Below are 17,478 nucleotides of genomic sequence, written 5' to 3'. Positions count from 1 at the left end.
TAACTTAGCGACCTCTGTTATGCGTCCGCTCATAAAGCTGACGGACGATGGTGCTTGCAGTCTTTTCGAACAAAAATGGCAAAAATGCATGAATCAAAGCAGCAAAGGCTGCCCCGAACAGTTTGAATGAAAACCGCGATGCAAATGCCATATGCTCGAAATAGGTCTCATCAACCGATGCGGGATGCTCGGTGAAAATGCGGGTAATACGCGTCGTCATTGCAAATGCTCCCGTTTGATTGAGAAATTCATTCTCTTATGCCCTGCGCTGAAGCGCCTTTCTGGAAAATCATTTTAGCAAGAAAGAGGAAGATGAAATCTCAAAATATCCTTGAAATCTGTAAAAAATTGGGACAATCATCCCACCATGATAGCATCTATGGACGAGATAGACCGCAAAATATTGGGAGAACTGCAAATTGACGGCACATTGTCCGTTGATTCTCTGTCGGAGCGCGTGAACCTGTCGCGCAATGCGTGCTGGCGGCGGGTCAAGCGCATGGAAGAGGAAGGCATCATCAAGGCGCGCGTCGCGCTGGTGGACGCCGAGCTGGCGGGTTGCGGCCTGTCCGTGTTCATTCTGGTGCGCACATCCAGCCATGATCCGGAATGGCTGGCCAAATTCCGCAACGCCACGGCGCGTTTCCCGGAAATCGTCGGTGTCTACCGCATGACCGGCGATCTCGATTACGTGCTGAAAGCGCGGGTCACCGACGTTAAGGCGTATGACCGGCTCTATCAGCAGCTGATCGCCAGCGTTCCGCTGTCGGATGTTTCGGCTTCCTTTGTGATGGAAGAAATCAAGGAAACCACCGTCGTCCCGCTCGACCTGCGCTGACGGCAGCGTCAGATCGGCTATACACGAAAAAAAGCATGATCCTGTGCCGTACTATCATTGCAAAACGCCAAATAGGCGGTACACCTTTGATCTGTTTTCACGTATGAGCGTCGCCAATTTGAATTCCCGCAGGAAAGGCTCCCTCATGACCGCAGCATCCGCTCAAGCACCAACGCTCGGCATTATTCGCCTCGAACATGCGAAAGGCCTTGAACTTCCCGCCTATGAGACCTCCGGTTCTGCAGGTATGGACCTGCGCGCAGCCGTTGCCGAAGACCGCCAGATCGTGCTGTTGCCCGGACGCCGGACGCTGGTGCCGACGGGTCTGATCTTCGAAATCCCGGAAGGGTTTGAAGTGCAGATTCGTCCGCGCTCCGGCCTCGCCTTCAAAAACGACATTACCTGCCTCAACACACCGGGAACCATCGATTCCGATTATCGCGGCGAGGTGAAGGTGCTGCTGGTCAATCTGGGTGACGATGATTTCCGCATTGAACGCGGCATGCGCATCGCACAGGCAGTCTTTGCACCCGTGGTACAGCCGAAGATCGAGGAACGCACTGAGGTGACCGAAACCACGCGCGGCGCTGGCGGCTTCGGCTCGACCGGCACGGCCTGACCAAGCGAAATAGATTGAATGAGAAGCCGGGCGAAATGCCCGGTTTTTTCCATCAGTTCCCGCGTGGTCCTATTCAGACGACAGCGCGACGGCTGGAAGTAGGCGCGACGCCTTGCGGGCGGGCAGGAAGCCGAAGACCAGCCCTGTTGCGAAGGCGCAGGCGAAAGCCAGCAGAACCGGCCCGATGCTGTAACCGACCGAAAGTCCGGCCCAACCGGCGATGGCGGCGGCCCCAAGGCCGATGACCACGCCGAAGGCGCCGCCAATGGCCGAGACAGTGAGCGCTTCCGTGATGAATTGCAGGAGGATATCCCGCCGCCTTGCGCCGGTGGCCATGCGCACGCCGATTTCGCGTGTGCGCTCCGTCACGCTGACCAGCATGATATTCATGACTCCGATACCGCCGACCAGAAGCGAGATGGCGGCAACAGAACCGAGAAACAGCGTCATGGTGCTGCCCATGGCCGCCGCATCGTCGCGAATCGACGACATATTGGTGATCATCGTGTCACGCTGCTTGTGGCGCTCGTCGAGCAGGCCCTGAATCTGCTCCTGTGTCGTGTTGATGAGATCCGCATCCTTCACCTGCACTGTGATGGTGCGCACATATTTCTGGCCGAACAGGCGCAGATTGCCGGTCGAAAGCGGAACGACCACCACATCATCCTGATCCGTACCCCCGAAGCCAGCCCCTTTCAGCGCAAGCGTTCCGATGACCTGAAACGGGATTTTCTGGATCAGAATATATTGGCCGATCGGATTGCTGCCATCCGGAAACAGCGTCTTGACCACGGTGGCTCCGAGCACGGCAACCGGCGCATAGGAGGTTATATCGTTCTGCGTGATGAAATCGCCCGTCGCGAGCTTCCAGGATTTGGCCTCCGAAAAAGCCGGAACGGTGCCGTTGGCCTGTGACTGGTAATCGACATTGCCGCGCCTGAGCGTGACTGTGCCTGTGACTTCCGGCACGGCGGATTTGATGTTCGGCAGTTCGAGGATCGCGTCCGCATCGGCTGGCACAAGCGTTGCGATACTGCCCGAGCCGCGAAAACCCGTCATGGACGGGCGCACCAGCACCAGGTCGGTGCCCATGGCGTTGATGCGGTCGAGGATCGAATTTTGCGCGCCGGTGCCGATGGCGAGCATCGTCACCACCGAACTGACGCCGATGATGATGCCGAGAAGCGTCAGCACTGTGCGGAAAATATTGGCCCGCAAGGCGCGCATGGCCATTTTTACGGCTTCCGAAATATCGGCAATGCGCGCGGCATGTCCATCGCCCGTCCGCTGCAAGCGCTGCGGCGCCTGCCGGTCTGGAATGCCCCGCTTGGTCGTATCGGACAGGATTTCGCCATCCTTGATCTCGATCAGCCGGTCTGCGCGCTCCGCCACTTCGCGGGCGTGGGTGATGACGATGATGGTGTGGCCCTGCTGGTGCATGTTGCGCAGCAGTTCCATCACATCCTCGCCGCTCTGGCTGTCGAGCGCGCCCGTTGGCTCGTCCGCGAGAATGATGCGTCCGCCATTCATCAAAGCGCGCGCGATGGAAACGCGCTGCTGCTGACCGCCCGACAGCTGGTTGGGGCGGTGGTCGATACGGTCGCCGAGCTTCAGCGAGTTCAACAGTTCGGCTGCGCGTTCATGACGCTCGGCAGCGGGCATGCCTGCATAGATCGCCGGAACCTCGACATTTTCCTGCGCGGTCGATGTCGAGATCAGATTGTAGCTCTGAAAGACGAAGCCGAATGTGCGGCGGCGCAGGGCGGCCAGCGCATCGGCATCGAGGGTGGAAACATCTTCACCGTCGATCCGATATTGCCCGCTAGTCGGGCTGTCGAGGCAGCCCAGAATATTCATGAGGGTGGATTTGCCTGAACCCGAAGCACCCATGATGGCGACGAACTCGCCCGCACGGATGTCGAGGCTGATGCCATGCAGAACCTCAACGGCGAGGTCGCCATTGTGATACGTCTTGCTGATCTCTTCAAGCCGGATGAGGGGCGCGTCTTGCATGGGGGACGTCCTCAGAAGAAGGACATGCCGCCGGGGCGACGACCGCCACGGGCATTGGCATTTCCAGCGGACGAAGTTCCCGAAGCGCTGGTGACGACGACCTTGTCGCCTTCCTCCAGTCCGCTTTTGATTTCGGCCTGCACGCGGTTGCGCACGCCGACTTCGACTGTGCGCTCGGCGATAGCGCCATTTGTGTCAACGACCTTGACGATAATCTGCGGTTTTCCGCGATGCTGGCCATCACGCGGGCTGCCGCCATTGCGGGTGCCGTTGCGCTGCCCTTGCGGGCGTTCGGCTTGCTGACCTCCCGCCTCACCGGAAGGGTCGCGGCGTTTGAAGCTCAGCGCAGAGGTTGGAACGAGCAGCACATCCTTGGCCGAATCGATCACGAAATAGACCTGCGCGCTCATATTGATCATGAGTTCGCCGGTCGGGTTCGGCACATCGAACAGCGCATAATAAAGCACGACGTTATTTTCGGTGGCAGGTGTCGGCTTGATCTGGCGCAGCGTGCCCGTGAAACGTTTTTCCGGTTGGCCGAGCAGGGTGAAATAAACCTCCATTCCGGGCTTTAATTTGGCGATATCCGCTTCGGAAACCTGCGCTTCGACGGTCATGACCTTGAGGTCGGCGACCGTCACGACGGTCGGCGCGGTTTGCGATGCGTTCAGCGTCTCGCCTTCCTTGGCGGATTGATCGACGACGGTGCCCGCCATGGGGCTGTTGATCTTGGTATAGCCGAGATCGACCGTGTCGCTCGCCAATTGCGACTGCTGCTGGCGGATTTGCGCGCCAAGCGCCTTCACATCCGCATCGGCCATGGCGAGATCGGCTTCGGCCTGATCGACCGTCGATTGAGAAACGCCGCGCGTGGCAAGCAGGGACTTCTGCCGCGTTGCGTTGAGCTTCTTGAGCGTCAGTTGCGCTTCCTTGCTGAGAAGCTGGGCTTTCAGATTGTCGAGCTGCGCGCTAGCGATCTCAACCCTCTTCTCGAAGGGAGAGGGATCGATCTCGGCGATAAACTGGCCTTCCGTGACCTGGTCGCCAACTTCCACCTGCACGCTTTTGAGCTGTCCCGAGACCTGCGCACCGACATTGATGCTGCGCAGGGCGCTGAGTGTACCCACCGCGGTGATCGCGTTTTCAATATCGCCACGCACAACCGTTTCAGCGAGATAGCTGCTCTTTTCGTTTCCGGCTGCGCGCGCATCGAAGAAATACCAGCCAGCGCAGACAGCAATGACCGCAGCGGGCAGCCACAGCCACCAGCGACGGCGTTTGCCGAAGGCGCGCTTTTGCGACAATGTCGCCTTCTGGCCCGAACCGGATGAAGCGGAAGATGTGCCCAACGTTAAATCCCCTGAATTCTTGAATCCCCGCTCTCGCGGGAAAACCATGCCTTGTCCGTGAAAAGCACCCGTTCTGGCCGCAAGCCTGCACGCCCGATAACCGAAGCGTGCCCGTACTTCTCCCAATAAAGTGGTGCTTCGGGTTATCTAAACTTTCGCACTCAAGATTTCATCTTAATTATTTGTCATGCAACCAGCCATTGTCGACGCTTCGGGGACTGGTTGGCGGGTGGTCGCTTTCGCCGTAGACTTGCGCGGGTAAACAAGAGAACCTGCGTAACTGCCGTTATTTTGTGCAACTTGTAGTTATAATTTACTGCGAGTTCAATAAGGTTTTGCTGTTTCTATCTATTTAGCTTTTATTAAATTATTTTATGTTGATATGGCATCGACGGCGTTAATATGAAAAGTAATAAAAATAAAAATCGAACGCATTTCTTCTGTCAAACAGTTGAATGCGCGTGCATGAAGCATGTTCATTCGTGATGTATATACATAAAAGTTTATCTGCTCTTGGACGGGAGGGCATATGGACTGCGGGAACACAGTTAAAACGATTAATTCCCCATCGTTGAAGAGAAAAGCATGGTTTCAGGAGAGTTTAAGATCTGCTGTTCTTTTTCCACGTAATAAAGTGGGAACTGCGGCAGTAGAATTTGCGATACTGGCGCCTGTTTTTCTGCTGCTGCTAATGGGCGTGATCGCTTTTGGCATTTATCTTGGGGCGGCCAATGCCGTGCAGCAGCTTGCTGCGGATGCGACGCGCACGGCGCTTGCGGGCATCGATGCGGCGGAGCGGCAGACCCTTGCCACGACCTATATCCAGAAAAATGCGGCCAAATACACGCTGATCAACCCGGCGCAGATCGAGACCGCAATCGACAATGCTGCGTCGGATCCAAGCCAGTTCACAGTCACGATCAGCTATAACGCGGCCAATCTGCCGATCTGGAATCTGTTCACGGGATTGCCTTTGCCGGGCAAGACGATCACGCGCGCTTCGACAATCCGGCTCGGAGGGACATGACATGCGGGCGGGGGGCTTACGGTTTCTCAAGGCGCGCGAAGGCAATCTGGCCACGATGGCGGCCCTTGTCGCGCCGCTCTTTCTGGCAATCGCCGCACTCACCATCGATTCAAGCTCGCTCTATCTGGAGCGACGGCAATTGCAGAACATGGCCGATCTGGCGGCTATCAGTGGCGCAAGCACAATAGGCACTGCTAGCGACGCGGTGAAAAAGCAATTGCAGGCCAACGGGCTTGATCCGGTCATGATGACGGGCGCTTACGATCCGTCCATCGTGAAAGGCAAGACGGATAATCTCACGCGTGTCTGGGTGGAGACCGGCAAATATACCGCCGATAAATCGGTGGCTGTCGGGTCACGCTTCGTGGCAGGTGGAACAAGTCCCGATGCCGTGCGGGTGACGCTCGCAAAACCTGGCAATCTCTATTTCGGTCAGGCGCTGATGGATCGCCCTGCGGTCAGCGCGAGCGGCATGGCCGCCTCCCATGCGGAAGCGGCCTTTTCCATCGGCTCCCGATTGGCCAGTCTGAACACGAATGAAAGCGCGTTGAACGGACTTCTCGGCGGTTTGTTGGGTACAACCCTCAATCTCAAGCTGTTGGATTATAACGCGCTTGCCGCCACCGATATCAATCTGCTTGGCTTTCTCGACAAACTGGCGCCGCAGGTTGGGCTGACCGCCGGGACTTACGACCAGCTGTTGAACACGGATGTGTCAGTCGGCGTTCTGGCAAAGGTGATGGCGGATGTCGTGACCAACAACGCAACAGCCAAGGCGGCGCTCAATGTTCTTGGAAAAAATGCTGCAGCACTTTCCACCAAACTGCCAGTCGGAAAACTGCTTGGGCTTGGTTCTCTGGCGAATGCCAGTATAGGGTCTGCTGGCAATTACAACATCACCGCCAATGTCTTGCAGCTTGTGACCGCATCCGCAATCTTGGGTGGCAAGCACCAGATCGACGTTGGAACAGGGCTCGACCTTGGCGGGCTTGCAACCGTTACGGTCAGTGTCGCTATCGGCGAACCAGCCCAATCGACTCCATATTTCAGGGTTGGCGCTGTCGGTTCGCTCGTTCGCACCGCTCAAATCAGAATATCGCTCTATGTGGGGCTGTTAAACAGCTCGGTTCTAGGGCTCATTACGCTCGGAGATTTGAAATTACCCATCTATGTCGATGTTGCTTCGGCGGAAGGGGAACTGAAAAGCGTAAGCTGCCCGGCGGGGCCGCAAAGTGCGAAAGTCGGCATTGGTGTGACGACCGGAATTGCTGGGGTTTACCTTGGAAATCTAAGCGATCCCGACTTTAAAAATCTCAACAAGAAGCCGGTGGTCACCAGCAAGAAGATTGCGCAAATAAAGGTTTTGGGTATTGGACCCGATGTATATGCGAAGGCAGAAATTCCGTTGGGAGATGATGTCCAAAGAATTCTCAACTTCAGTTATAGCGACATACAGAATAAAAAAATCCAAACTGCCTCGTCGACCAAGCTCCTGGGGGGACTCACATCCGCCCTGCTTTCGAAGATGGAAGTGAACGTAGATCTGGGTTTGATTTCTCTGGATTTAAGCGGCGTTTTCAGTCTTCTCGGTGCTCTTCTCACGCCTATCTCAGCACTGCTTGACAATCTGCTCTTTGCTCTTCTGGATTTGCTCGGTGTCAAACTAGGCCAAGCCGATGTGCAAGTTACCGGGGTGATCTGCCAACAGGCGGCGCTGACACAGTAAAGCCCAAACGAAAAAACCGGGCATTTCGCCCGGCTTTTTTTCGATTACAAGCTCGAGAACTTACTTGAACAGCAGAGGCAACGTGATCGGCATCCGTGCTCTGGCCATAGCTGCCGGAGGTGCCGGCACAGGAGAGGCGCGACGTGCGGCTTCCAGCGCTAGCTGGTCAACCGCCGGATCGCCGGACGAACCGGCCAGACGCGCCGAGATAACATTCCCGGATGGATCAATCACAAATGTTACCTGTACCAGACCCTTGGCATTGCGCGCCTTGCGTTGCAAGAAGCGTACGTTGCGGGCCATGTGAGCCTGCAGTTTCGATGTCCACTTGGCCGAGCTTACACCAGCCGAGGCTGAGTTTTCGCCGCGACGGTTAGCGGCGGCCCGCTCACCATTATCAGCGTCCATGCGGGGCGCACTGGCCTGACGGGTCTCAGGTGCCTTTTCCGCCTTCTTGGGCTTCGGCTTCTCAACCTTTTGCGGCTTGGGCTTTTCAGGCTTCGGCTTTTCAACCTTCTTGGGTTCTGGCTTCGGCTCGGGCTTTGGTTCCGGCTTTTCAACCGGCATGGGTACGGCCACTTCCGGCTTTTCAGCCTCGACCACATCTGGAATAATCTCTTCCGGCTTCTCCTGAACTTCCGGCTCAGGTTGCGGCTCGGGTTCCGGTGGTGTTACCTGCTCGGGCTCTGGCGGCGTTGGCTCTTCAGGTTGCGGTTCCGGCTGAACGACCGGCTCAGGCTCGACTTCCTGCGGCGCTTCCGCCGTTTCCGGCTGTGCCTCATCAGCAACCTGCTCTTCCATCGGAGCCATCGGCTCCGGCGCAAGCTCAACCACCATGGCTGCGACCTGTCCGCCATCCGGCTGGTCTTCTTCCCGCATCTGGTGGATTGCATAAGCACCAGCCGCATGCACAGTCAGCACAAGAATTCCCGCGCCGATCCAGCGTCCCGCATCATGCCAGAAGGAATGGTGATGGGCGTCGGCAGAAGCCACCTTCACGGGAGGATGATCGGGCGGAAGTGCGTTCATTGTGCCGCTCCGGGCGCAGCAGACGCCGGTGCGGGGGACGCAGGAGCAGCAGGAGCAGCCGCGCCGACAGTTTCGAGGCCGACCAGTGCGATCTTGAGATAGCCCGCTTCACGCAGCGAATTCATGATGCGCATCAGCTCTTCATAAGGGACGGTTTTGTCGGCGCGCAGGAAAACGCGCGTTTCCTTGTTCTTCTCCGAAAGACCATCCAGTGCCGCCCCCAGACGATCGCGCGCCACGACATCATTGCCGACGCTGACGCTCAGGTCTTCCTTCAGCGTCACATAAAGCGGCTTGTCGGGACGCGGCGCGGCGGCAGCGGTCGATGCAGGCAGATCAACCTTCACGTCCACGGTCGCAAGCGGTGCTGCCACCATGAAGATAATGAGCAGAACCAGCATCACGTCGATGAAGGGCGTTACGTTGATCTCGTGATTGAGCTCGAGATCGTCACCACCGCCTTCGCGGACTTTACTCGCCATGATGCCTACTCCGCTGCGTGCAGCGTGCCTTCACGCACGCCTGCTGCCCTGAAATCCAGATCTCGGCTGACCAGACGTTCAACGCCTGCCGATGCATCGGCCAGAAGCGAACGGTAGCCGGTGATCGCACGGGCAAAGACGTTGTAGATCACAACCGCCGGAATAGCGGCGACAAGCCCGATGGCCGTGGCGAGCAGCGCTTCGGCGATACCCGGAGCCACCACGGCCAGATTGGTCGTCTGCGCTTCACTGATGTTGATGAAGGAATTCATGATGCCCCAGACGGTGCCGAACAGACCGACAAATGGTCCAATCGAGCCGATGGTGGCGAGAATGCCGGTGCCCTTGGACAGGCGACGGCCAGCCTTGGCTTCAATGCGGGACAGGCGCGACGAAACGCGTTCCTTCAGGCCCTCGCCGCCAGCCCGCGCCAGTGCGGGGCTGGAGAGACGAACCTCGTCTTCCGCGGCGCGCACCATGATGGCGCCCGGACCCTTGACGCCGTCAAGCGCGCGGACAGCTTCGGAAAGCGTGGCGGAATGACCGATGGTCTTCAGCGCCTTGTTGGCGCGGCGACGTGCGCCAGCCAGTTCGAGCGACTTGGCGACCCAGATGGTCCATGTTGCGAGCGAGGCAAGACCGAGACCGATCATCACCGCCTTCACGATCCAGTCGGCAGCCATGAACATGCCCCAGGGCGACAGATCATGCGGAAGGCTGGCATCGCGCTCTTCGGCGGCAGGCTGGCCAGCGATTACGGGCTGTGGCTCGGCTTGCGGGGCCGAAGGCGCAGTCGAGGTGGGCGCTGCCGGAGCAGGCTGTGCTGCTGGAGCCGACGGCGCAGGTGCGGCAGGCGCGGCAGGCGCAGGATGGGTGGCTGGTTGAGTGGCTGCGGGCGCAGTTGAAGGATTGGGCTGTGTCACCTCTTGAGCCAATGCCGGACCAACGCCCAGCAAGACAATGCCCATCGCCGCAGCCATGAAGCCTTTCCGACAGAAACCAGTCATCTTGATCGCCTTTTGATTGTTCAACTCGGGCGCCAAGGACGACCCATCACGCACGCCGCAGCGCTGCTTGTCGAACTCTTTTTAAACCCCAATAATATGATGATGCAAGTCATGTTTTGTTTTAACTGCCTTTTTCTGCCAGCTTTTTGGGAGGTGAGGGCTATCAAACCCCTGAGAAATAGCTGTTGCATAATGCGGACAAATCAGACCTGATAACCATGTCGGAAGTGTCCGTCTCCCTGATCAACAATATTGGGGCGTGCGGTCCGGCAGGAGGAGCATGCACATGATGCACAAAGACATTCAGGCACTCGAACATGCGGCAAGAACCGCCATGGCGGGCAATGATGATCCGCTGCCAGCTCCACAGCGCGCGCTGAAACCGGCCCATGTCGGCCTTGCCTTCCTGATGATTGCAGGCGCAGCCTATCTGTTCCTCGTCTGACATGGTCTGACCACGCCTTGTTCTGACGAGCACCTGCGACGGCTGTGCCCGTTTACCATGACGCACGAGAAGTGACGCGCAGCGTTGCTGCAATTGGCTAATGCGTGCAACCATTGGTGACGAAAAGCGTTGTTACAACGATAATCCGTTATGACAGGAGGCCAGATATGGCGCGTGCATCCGCGAAGACGAGCAAGATCGAAGAAAAGATCGAGGAAGCGTTGACCGATTCGACAACGGAAGACTTGCAGGCGCAGGTCGAGCAGTTGAAGGAAGACATCGCAGCCATCGCCGCGACGCTCGCCAATCTCGGCAACCAGACCGTCCGCGACGCCAAGCGCACCGCGAAGGAAACCTATCAGAGCGCCTATCTGCAAGGCGGCGATGTTGTTGATGAATTGTGCGGAAAGGCGCAGGACCTCGAAGCGCAATTGACGGCAACCGTTCGTGAACGTCCGATTACATCGCTCGCTACCGCGCTCGGCATCGGCTATCTGCTCGCCCTTCTTTCCCGCCGCTGAGGCGTCCCATGCTTAAAGCTCTGGTCCCTATCCTGTCCGCTCTGGCTGGCGAAGAAGTGAGATTCACCGTCAGCCAAACGCGACGCGCAGCGATTTACGGCGTGGCGATTGGCATTTTCGGCATCATCACGGTCACGTTTCTCTGTGTCGCGGCCTTTCTGGCTTTGGCGCAGACCTATGGCGGTCCGCTTGCAGCACTGATTCTTGCCGCCATTTCGCTGATACTTGCGCTGCTGGTTCTCGCTGTTCTGAAGATACAGGCCGCAGCAGAGGCGAAAAAGCGCAAAGAGCGGATCGCAGCCGACAAATCGGCAATGATGGCGACAGCCGCTCTTGCGACGATCCCATCAATCCTCAAGCGGCCGATACTGGCAGCCGCCCTGCCGCTTGCAGGCATTGCTCTGGTTTCGCTCCTCTCAGACAAGAAGAAGCGACCGCCCAAAGCCTGACAAAAGCCCTATAAAAATAAAAACACCGGAACCGTTCCGGTGTTTTTTCATGGGTCATCGGGAGGCGCTTCGCTTTACTGCGCAGCCGCGTCGGTGCTATCGACCAGCGATGCAAGACGCACAGAAACGCGTGTGCCAGCGCGATCCACGGCTTCACCATAGACCGGCTTTTCGCCGAACTGCATGCAAAGCTGTTCCACCACCAGCGTGCCAAGTCCGTTCTTGTCGCCCGGCTTCGCGCCTTCCGTCCCCCAACCGACGCCATTATCTTCCACCGCCAGAACGGGCACACCATCGGCATCCGCCTGAAAACTGACGGAAATCTGTCCGCCTGGTCGCCCCTTGAAAGCATGTTTGATGGCGTTGGTCACAAGTTCGCCGACGATGATGCCAATGGTCGTCACATCCCGGGCTTTCAGGTCAAGTTGCTCGAAATTCGTCACGATCTCGATCTGGCGGTCCTGACCGATGGCATTGCGGATATCGTTGATAACCGTGGTCAGAAACTCGTCGACGCGGGCGGTTTCCATGTCTTCGCCCAGCCGCAAACGCCGATGGGCTGTCGAAACCGTCTGCACCCGGTCGCGCGCCGCCGAAAGGGCAGCGCGTGCATCCTCGCTACGCGCCTGTCGCATCTGCAAACCCAGCAGGGAGGAGACGGTCGCCAGAGAATTACCGATACGGTGATTGGTGTCCTGTAGCAGAAGCTCGACGCGATAACGCTCACGCTCCGCAATGCGGCGCTCCTCCTCCAGTTCGGCTGTGCGTTCGCGCACCCGCTGTTCAAGAATCTCGTTTTCAGAGCGCAGCGCCGACTGCCCTTCGAACATGGTGCGCGCATAACGCTGCACGCGGCTGAAAAGCAGCAAGCCCAGCATCGCCGCCGAAGCCAGCGCCACGATGGAGGTGGCCGTCATCCAGTAGCGCATCCGGTTGATGCGCTCGTTCCGTTCGGCAAGCTGCTTTTCTTCCACATCGATGAAGTCCGACACGGTGGTGGACAGCTGGTCCATCAACGCCTTGCCTTCGTCGCTGCGCACCCGCTGCATCGCTGCTGCGACATTGCCCGACGATGCAAGCTCCACCGTTTGGCGCACATCCGCTTCTTCCCGCTCGATCAGAGCGCGAATCTGCTTTACCCGCGTATCCTGCAACGGATTGGGGACCGACAGGGCCTCCAGATCGGTCAATGTCTGCTCAACAGAGAGGATCGAATTGCGATAGAGATCGAGATGCGCCTCGTCGAGCGTCAGAAGATAGCCGCGACGGCTCATCTCGATATTGTTGGCGAGCCGGGCAACCTTGTCCACCTGCTGGCGCAAGGCATAATTGCGGGAAATATCGACAATCTGATGCGTAACGCTCGAGGACAGAAACAGCGTCATCACGGCAGAAAGAAGCACAAGTCCGAGCGAGACGATAACCGCAATCGGTTTCGGTGAAGACTGAAGCAGTTTCTGCAACAAGACTGATGGCAAAACGCGCCCCAATACAAATTGAACACCCACTTCAGATAGCAAATATCAGTGGCGGCTAACCTTCAAGTGTCTGGGGCAAAAAACTGTCATGACCAGCGAAAATAAATGCCGCCGGGCGACGGCACCGGATCATTTAAGCCAAAATGGCACACAAACTGCTTAAGCTTGTGGTGAATGCCGCCGGATCAAAGAATCCGGCGGCATGAAGCCTCATGCAAAACTTCTCAAGGTGACGCGGGACGAATCGGCATCGGGGCCGTAATCGCCCTCGCCTTCGATCTTCAGGATTTCCTGAAGCCGGGTCCGCGCACGGCTGACACGGCTTTTGATCGTGCCGACCGCACAGCCGCAAATCTCCGCCGCTTCTTCATAAGCAAAGCCGGAAGCGCCGATCAAAATGATCGCTTCGCGCTGATCGTCAGGCAGTTGCTCAAGCGCCGAGCGAAAATCCTGCAGATCCAGCATGCCATATTGCGAAGGATGCACGGCGAGCTGTTCGCTGAACAGGCCATCCGTATCCTGCACCTCACGCCCACGCTTGCGCATCTGAGTGTAGAATTCATTGCGCAGGATGGTGAAAAGCCAGGCCTTCATATTGGTGCCCATCTCGAAGGTTTCCTGCTTGGCCCAGGCCTTCATGATGGTGTCCTGTACCAAATCGTCTGCCTTGTCATGCTGGCCGATAAGTGACACGGCAAATGCGCGTAAGCTTGGCAGCGACGCCAGCAGCTCTCGCTTGAACTGCGCGCCTTGCGGGCCCTCCTGAGGGGCATTTCCATCAACCGACGGAACGGGTGCTCTGTCCACGCATACTCTCCTGTTCAGCCTGATCGAGTTTTTCGAGAAGATCGAGAAAACGGTCCGGGATCGTCTCATCTTGAATCGAGGCGTACAACGCCTTGAGTTTCAATCCGACTTCACAATTGGGTCCTAATATGTCCTTCGGGACGCGCCGCGACGCCGCGACGCCATTCGTATGAAGGTTATCTTTATCTGTCATATTGTATCGTTCTAGGCGATGAGCCCTGTCCTATTTGTTACAAAGCTTCTGTTGGACGGGGAATGCACCAGCCCCAAAAAAGTTCCAGAAATTATGCCGCCAGTTCGGAACTTTTTTCAAGTCGCATCGTTTCCATCCGTAATGCCGCGCCCGATTGCGGATGATCGCGCTTGGCCAGAAGCTGGTTCGAGCCGATTGTTCAAACCGGATTCATGCGAATGTAAAACAAAGCGGCAGATGAGGAGTTCCATTACCATGACGTTATCGACGCGTATCGCGCCGCATCTTCCCTATCTTCGCCGTTTTTCGCGTGCCCTCACCGGTTCTCAGACATCCGGCGATGCTTACGTGGCGGCCGTGCTAGAAGCTCTGATCGCCGATCTGAGCATTTTCCCGGATACATCGTCGGACCGCATCGGCGTCTATCGCCTGTTCTGCGACCTCTACAAGACCGCATCGATCCGGGTGCCGGAACAATCTTCGGAGATCGGCTGGGAACAGCGGGCAAACCGCAATCTGGCGCATATTGCGCCGCTGCCCCGTCAGGCCTTCTTGCTGGTGGCCGTCGAAGGCTTCAGCGACAAGGAAGCCGCCGAGGTTCTCAATGTCGACGATGGCGAGCTGGGACGTCTGCTTTCCGCCGCATCGACGGAAATCTCGCGTCAGGTCGCAACCCGCCTGATGATCATCGAAGACGAACCGCTGATCGCCATGGATATCGAGCAGATGGTCGAAAGCCTCGGACATGAGGTCGTCGGCATCGCCCGCACCAAGGATGAGGCCCTCGCACTCTATGAAAAAGAGAAGCCGCGGATGGTTCTGGCTGATATCCAGCTTGCCGATGGCAGCTCGGGCATCGACGCCGTGAATGAAATCCTGAAAGACGACACGATCCCTGTCATCTTCATCACGGCCTTTCCGGAACGCCTGCTGACCGGCGAACGCCCCGAGCCAACCTTCCTCGTGACCAAGCCGTTCAATCCCGACATGGTGAAAGCCCTGATCAGTCAGGCGCTGTTTTTCGAAGAGGCTTCCCAAGTCGCGGCCTGAGTTCGGCCACTACAGCCACGTTTGGCGGTTGTAATCGCCTCCGGGAGAGGGAAAACCCTCTTCCCGGAGCGGCGTGCATTCCCGCTTTGCAACCCGACACAAGCCCCGCCTCAACCTTGAATAACTCATTTTTACGCGCTGGCAGGAACCGAATGCATAGCAAAGTAGTTTATTCCTCATATACAAAAGAGGAGATCGGATATGCTTTACTACGCGCTCGTATTTCTCGTCGTGGCTCTTGTCGCCGGTGCGCTGGGCTTTGGCGGCATTGCCGGAGCATCGGCGGGTATCGCCCAGATTCTGTTCTTCGTGTTCCTAGCCTTGCTGGTCATTTCGCTTATAGCCTCGGCGATCCGCAAGGCCTGATAGAGCGGAGAAAAACCCAGTTCAGAACTGGTCTGTTTTTGGCCGTAAACCGGCCCTACCGATATGAACAACACCATACCGTCGCGCGAGATTGCGCGGCGGTTTGCTTTCTGGAGAAAAATAGGGTCCACCGTCCCGACCTTCAGTCAGCGCACGCCATCCGGCCCAATCGACCGTTATCGAGACTATAATGAGCGCATCAGACCTGCCATTACGCGAAGCCGAACCGGATGCAGCCCGTCTGCGCGCGCTCCTTCGGGCAGTCCGTAACAGCAATGTCTGCGTGCTCTATCAGCGTCCCGATCTGACCTATGCCTGGGGGGAAAATCTACCCGTCTACTGGCAAAATAACTGGAAAGCCGGCGGCACCGACGAGGATTTCATCGTTTCCACATCGCTCGCCAAGCTGAAATCGGCCAAAGAGACGGCGCTTCAAACCATGACGGCGCAGAATGTCGAGCTTTCCATCATGGACGGCAACAAGCTCCACTGGGTCGAACTGCATATCGATTGCGACCGCGATACCAGCGGCAATCTCCTCGGACTGGTGACGACAGCACTGGAAATCAGCGAGCTGAAACGCCGTGAGCAGGTATTGAAAACGCTTTTGCGCGAAGTCAGTCACCGGTCAAAGAACATGCTGGCCATCGTGCAGAGCATCGCCAGCCAGACAGCGCGCTTCACCGACACGATCGATGATTTTCTCCTGAAATTCCGCGGGCGTATCCAGTCGCTGTCCTATTCACAGGATCTGGTGACTGATTCCAACTGGCGCGGCGCGCTTTTCCGCGACCTTGTCCATTCTCAGGTGGAAAAATATATCGACGTCACCGATGAGCGACTCAGTCTCGAAGGAGACAACCCCTATCTATTCCCGGGCGCCGCCTTGCATGTCGGTTTGGCGCTGCATGAGCTGGTGGTCAATGCGACCTCATTCGGTGGCCTTTCGATCCCTTATGGCCGTGTGGCGATTTCGGCAGAAGTCGTCCGCACCGAAAACGAAGGCGAAAAGCTGGTCTTCCGCTGGGAAGAAACCAATCCGGCCATGCCGGAGGTCTATCAGCACGATCCCCGTTTCGGCAGCGCTGTGCTTCAGCGCATAGTCCCCGCCTCGGTCAATGGCCAGGCGCAATACCGCATCGATGGCACCGGCGCTGTCTATTCGCTGACCATACCGGACGAACAGTTCGATTCCTGATTTCCAGACAACACTCCGGCCCAAATAAAAGCCGTCATGGACGAACCATGACGGCTTATTAAAAAAGAGCGAAACGCCTGCTGGCACAACGGTTAACCGTCTGCGCGGCGTTCACGCCGTCCACCCTTGTTGGGGGAGTTGGGGCGAACTGTGAAGACCGTGTTGGGGGGCGGGGTCACGGGCTTCATGGACCAAAAACGCAGGCCCTGGAATTTGGTTCCGTCAGGATTTTATTTTTTTGCAATAAAGTTCGAGACGGTGATGAACGATCTCATAGCCGAGCGAGCGGGCGATTTCTTCCTGCAATTTTTCGATCTTGTCGGAGCGGAATTCAACGACCTCGCCGGAATCCATATCGATGATATGGTCGTGATGGGCGCCGCTTGCCTGTTCGAACCGCGACGGACCGCCGGCAAAGGCATGACGATGGATGGCGCCGCGCTCTTCCAAAAGCTTCATGGTGCGGTAAACGGTCGAAAGCGAAATGCTGCTGTCGATCTCGACCGCCCTGCGAAAAATCTCCAAAGCATCCGGATGATCTTCCGTTTCAGTCAGAATATTCAGGATGATGCGGCGCGGGCGCGTGATGCGCAACCCGGCCTGTCGCAATTCCTGTTCGTAATCGGGCTTTTTGTAACGTTCGCTCATAAGCTGATTATGCACCCTCCCGCCGCCAGTTGCAAATTTTCGCAACTGGAATGAGGCAATCTCCCCAACGATTTAAATGAGGCTCTCAAGCGCCATATTTATTGCCAAAGGTTTTTGGCGGAAAACCTATTGCGATTGTGAGGAATGCCTACCGAAAATATCTTCAAAATCATTCAAAAGTTTATTTGGAGGGTCTTGTCATGAAAAACTTGGTCGGCCTCGTATTGTATTCA

The 17,478-nt window shown here is 57.2% G+C and carries 20 protein-coding genes; 10 read left to right on the top strand and 10 right to left on the bottom strand.

From position 1 onward, the window contains the following. Positions 1 to 4 precede the first annotated feature (4 nt). Positions 5 to 220, bottom strand: a complete 216-nt coding sequence (locus tag HWD97_RS08065; RefSeq protein WP_109369714.1) for a DUF6356 family protein — start codon at positions 218 to 220, stop codon at positions 5 to 7. A gap of 147 nt (positions 221 to 367) precedes the next feature. Between HWD97_RS08065 and HWD97_RS08060 the strand changes: the two genes are divergently transcribed. Further along, positions 368 to 838 carry an Lrp/AsnC family transcriptional regulator gene (locus tag HWD97_RS08060; RefSeq protein WP_109369715.1) on the top strand — a complete coding sequence of 157 codons (471 nt, stop codon included), beginning with the start codon at positions 368 to 370 and terminating at the stop codon, positions 836 to 838. 145 nt (positions 839 to 983) lie between these two features. Further along, on the top strand, positions 984 to 1,457 hold the full coding sequence (gene dut, locus HWD97_RS08055) for a dUTP diphosphatase (RefSeq protein ID WP_371834931.1): 474 nt from the start codon (positions 984 to 986) through the stop codon (positions 1,455 to 1,457). A gap of 69 nt (positions 1,458 to 1,526) precedes the next feature. Here dut and HWD97_RS08050 read toward each other — a convergent pair whose 3' ends face one another. Both HWD97_RS08050 and HWD97_RS08045 read right to left on the bottom strand, forming a co-directional pair. Continuing rightward, the gene (locus HWD97_RS08050; protein WP_109369717.1) at positions 1,527 to 3,470 is read right to left on the bottom strand and encodes a MacB family efflux pump subunit; all 1,944 of its coding nucleotides are present in this window, start codon (positions 3,468 to 3,470) and stop codon (positions 1,527 to 1,529) included. 11 nt (positions 3,471 to 3,481) lie between these two features. Continuing rightward, positions 3,482 to 4,867, bottom strand: coding sequence for an efflux RND transporter periplasmic adaptor subunit (locus HWD97_RS08045; protein ID WP_371834930.1), 1,386 nt, complete (start codon positions 4,865 to 4,867; stop codon positions 3,482 to 3,484). Between the two features lie 586 nt (positions 4,868 to 5,453). On the opposite strand from HWD97_RS08045, the gene HWD97_RS08040 reads away from it, so the two are divergent. Both HWD97_RS08040 and HWD97_RS08035 read left to right on the top strand, forming a co-directional pair. Then, positions 5,454 to 5,846, top strand: coding sequence for a TadE family protein (locus HWD97_RS08040; protein WP_235858975.1), 393 nt, complete (start codon positions 5,454 to 5,456; stop codon positions 5,844 to 5,846). 1 nt (position 5,847) lies between these two features. Continuing rightward, positions 5,848 to 7,572: a pilus assembly protein TadG-related protein gene (locus HWD97_RS08035; protein WP_371834929.1), complete on the top strand. Its 1,725-nt coding sequence runs from the start codon at positions 5,848 to 5,850 to the stop codon at positions 7,570 to 7,572. A gap of 60 nt (positions 7,573 to 7,632) precedes the next feature. On the opposite strand, the gene HWD97_RS08030 is transcribed toward HWD97_RS08035, so the two are convergent. The 3 genes from HWD97_RS08030 to exbB are packed head-to-tail and all read right to left on the bottom strand — an operon-like array spanning position 7,633 to position 10,126. Beyond that, positions 7,633 to 8,601: an energy transducer TonB gene (locus HWD97_RS08030; RefSeq protein ID WP_109369721.1), complete on the bottom strand. Its 969-nt coding sequence runs from the start codon at positions 8,599 to 8,601 to the stop codon at positions 7,633 to 7,635. Beyond that, positions 8,598 to 9,083 carry a TonB system transport protein ExbD gene (gene exbD / locus HWD97_RS08025; protein ID WP_109369722.1) on the bottom strand — a complete coding sequence of 162 codons (486 nt, stop codon included), beginning with the start codon at positions 9,081 to 9,083 and terminating at the stop codon, positions 8,598 to 8,600. The genes HWD97_RS08030 and exbD overlap by 4 nt, the downstream gene beginning before the upstream one ends. Before the next feature lie 5 nt (positions 9,084 to 9,088). Beyond that, positions 9,089 to 10,126, bottom strand: coding sequence for a tonB-system energizer ExbB (gene exbB / locus HWD97_RS08020; RefSeq protein WP_371834928.1), 1,038 nt, complete (start codon positions 10,124 to 10,126; stop codon positions 9,089 to 9,091). A gap of 250 nt (positions 10,127 to 10,376) precedes the next feature. Here exbB and HWD97_RS08015 point away from each other — a divergent pair, with 250 nt between their 5' ends. From HWD97_RS08015 to HWD97_RS08005, 3 genes are all read left to right on the top strand, one after another. Beyond that, complete coding sequence (locus HWD97_RS08015) at positions 10,377 to 10,535, top strand: hypothetical protein (RefSeq protein WP_167836095.1); 159 nt, start codon at positions 10,377 to 10,379, stop codon at positions 10,533 to 10,535. Positions 10,536 to 10,702: 167 nt separating this feature from the next. Further along, a complete protein-coding gene (locus tag HWD97_RS08010; RefSeq protein ID WP_371834927.1) occupies positions 10,703 to 11,056 on the top strand; it encodes a YqjD family protein in 354 nt (117 codons plus the stop codon). A gap of 8 nt (positions 11,057 to 11,064) precedes the next feature. Beyond that, a complete protein-coding gene (locus HWD97_RS08005) occupies positions 11,065 to 11,505 on the top strand; it encodes a phage holin family protein (RefSeq protein WP_121538540.1) in 441 nt (146 codons plus the stop codon). Between the two features lie 74 nt (positions 11,506 to 11,579). On the opposite strand, the gene HWD97_RS08000 is transcribed toward HWD97_RS08005, so the two are convergent. The 3 genes from HWD97_RS08000 to HWD97_RS07990 form a co-directional block, all read right to left on the bottom strand. Beyond that, positions 11,580 to 12,983, bottom strand: coding sequence for a sensor histidine kinase (locus HWD97_RS08000; RefSeq protein ID WP_371834926.1), 1,404 nt, complete (start codon positions 12,981 to 12,983; stop codon positions 11,580 to 11,582). Between the two features lie 210 nt (positions 12,984 to 13,193). After that, positions 13,194 to 13,790, bottom strand: a complete 597-nt coding sequence (locus HWD97_RS07995) for an RNA polymerase sigma factor (RefSeq protein ID WP_109369726.1) — start codon at positions 13,788 to 13,790, stop codon at positions 13,194 to 13,196. After that, positions 13,762 to 13,983 carry a NepR family anti-sigma factor gene (locus tag HWD97_RS07990; protein WP_109369727.1) on the bottom strand — a complete coding sequence of 74 codons (222 nt, stop codon included), beginning with the start codon at positions 13,981 to 13,983 and terminating at the stop codon, positions 13,762 to 13,764. The genes HWD97_RS07995 and HWD97_RS07990 overlap by 29 nt, the downstream gene beginning before the upstream one ends. A gap of 255 nt (positions 13,984 to 14,238) precedes the next feature. Between HWD97_RS07990 and HWD97_RS07985 the strand changes: the two genes are divergently transcribed. The 3 genes from HWD97_RS07985 (at position 14,239) to HWD97_RS07975 (ending at position 16,597) form a co-directional block, all read left to right on the top strand. Beyond that, positions 14,239 to 15,033: a response regulator gene (locus HWD97_RS07985; protein WP_109369728.1), complete on the top strand. Its 795-nt coding sequence runs from the start codon at positions 14,239 to 14,241 to the stop codon at positions 15,031 to 15,033. Positions 15,034 to 15,234: 201 nt separating this feature from the next. After that, positions 15,235 to 15,399, top strand: coding sequence for a DUF1328 domain-containing protein (locus tag HWD97_RS07980; protein WP_006473348.1), 165 nt, complete (start codon positions 15,235 to 15,237; stop codon positions 15,397 to 15,399). A 190-nt stretch (positions 15,400 to 15,589) separates the two neighbouring features. Further along, the gene (locus HWD97_RS07975) at positions 15,590 to 16,597 is read left to right on the top strand and encodes a sensor histidine kinase (RefSeq protein ID WP_109369729.1); all 1,008 of its coding nucleotides are present in this window, start codon (positions 15,590 to 15,592) and stop codon (positions 16,595 to 16,597) included. Positions 16,598 to 16,819: 222 nt separating this feature from the next. Here the strand turns inward: HWD97_RS07975 and HWD97_RS07970 are convergent, their stop codons facing one another. Beyond that, positions 16,820 to 17,245, bottom strand: coding sequence for a Fur family transcriptional regulator (locus tag HWD97_RS07970; RefSeq protein WP_371834925.1), 426 nt, complete (start codon positions 17,243 to 17,245; stop codon positions 16,820 to 16,822). Positions 17,246 to 17,478 lie beyond the last annotated feature (233 nt).

The organism is Ochrobactrum sp. C6C9 (assembly GCF_022627935.1).
Lineage (GTDB): Bacteria > Pseudomonadota > Alphaproteobacteria > Rhizobiales > Rhizobiaceae > Brucella > Brucella teleogrylli.
Note: the sequence above shows the minus strand (reverse complement) of the source record. Positions and strands in the feature narration are given on the sequence as shown.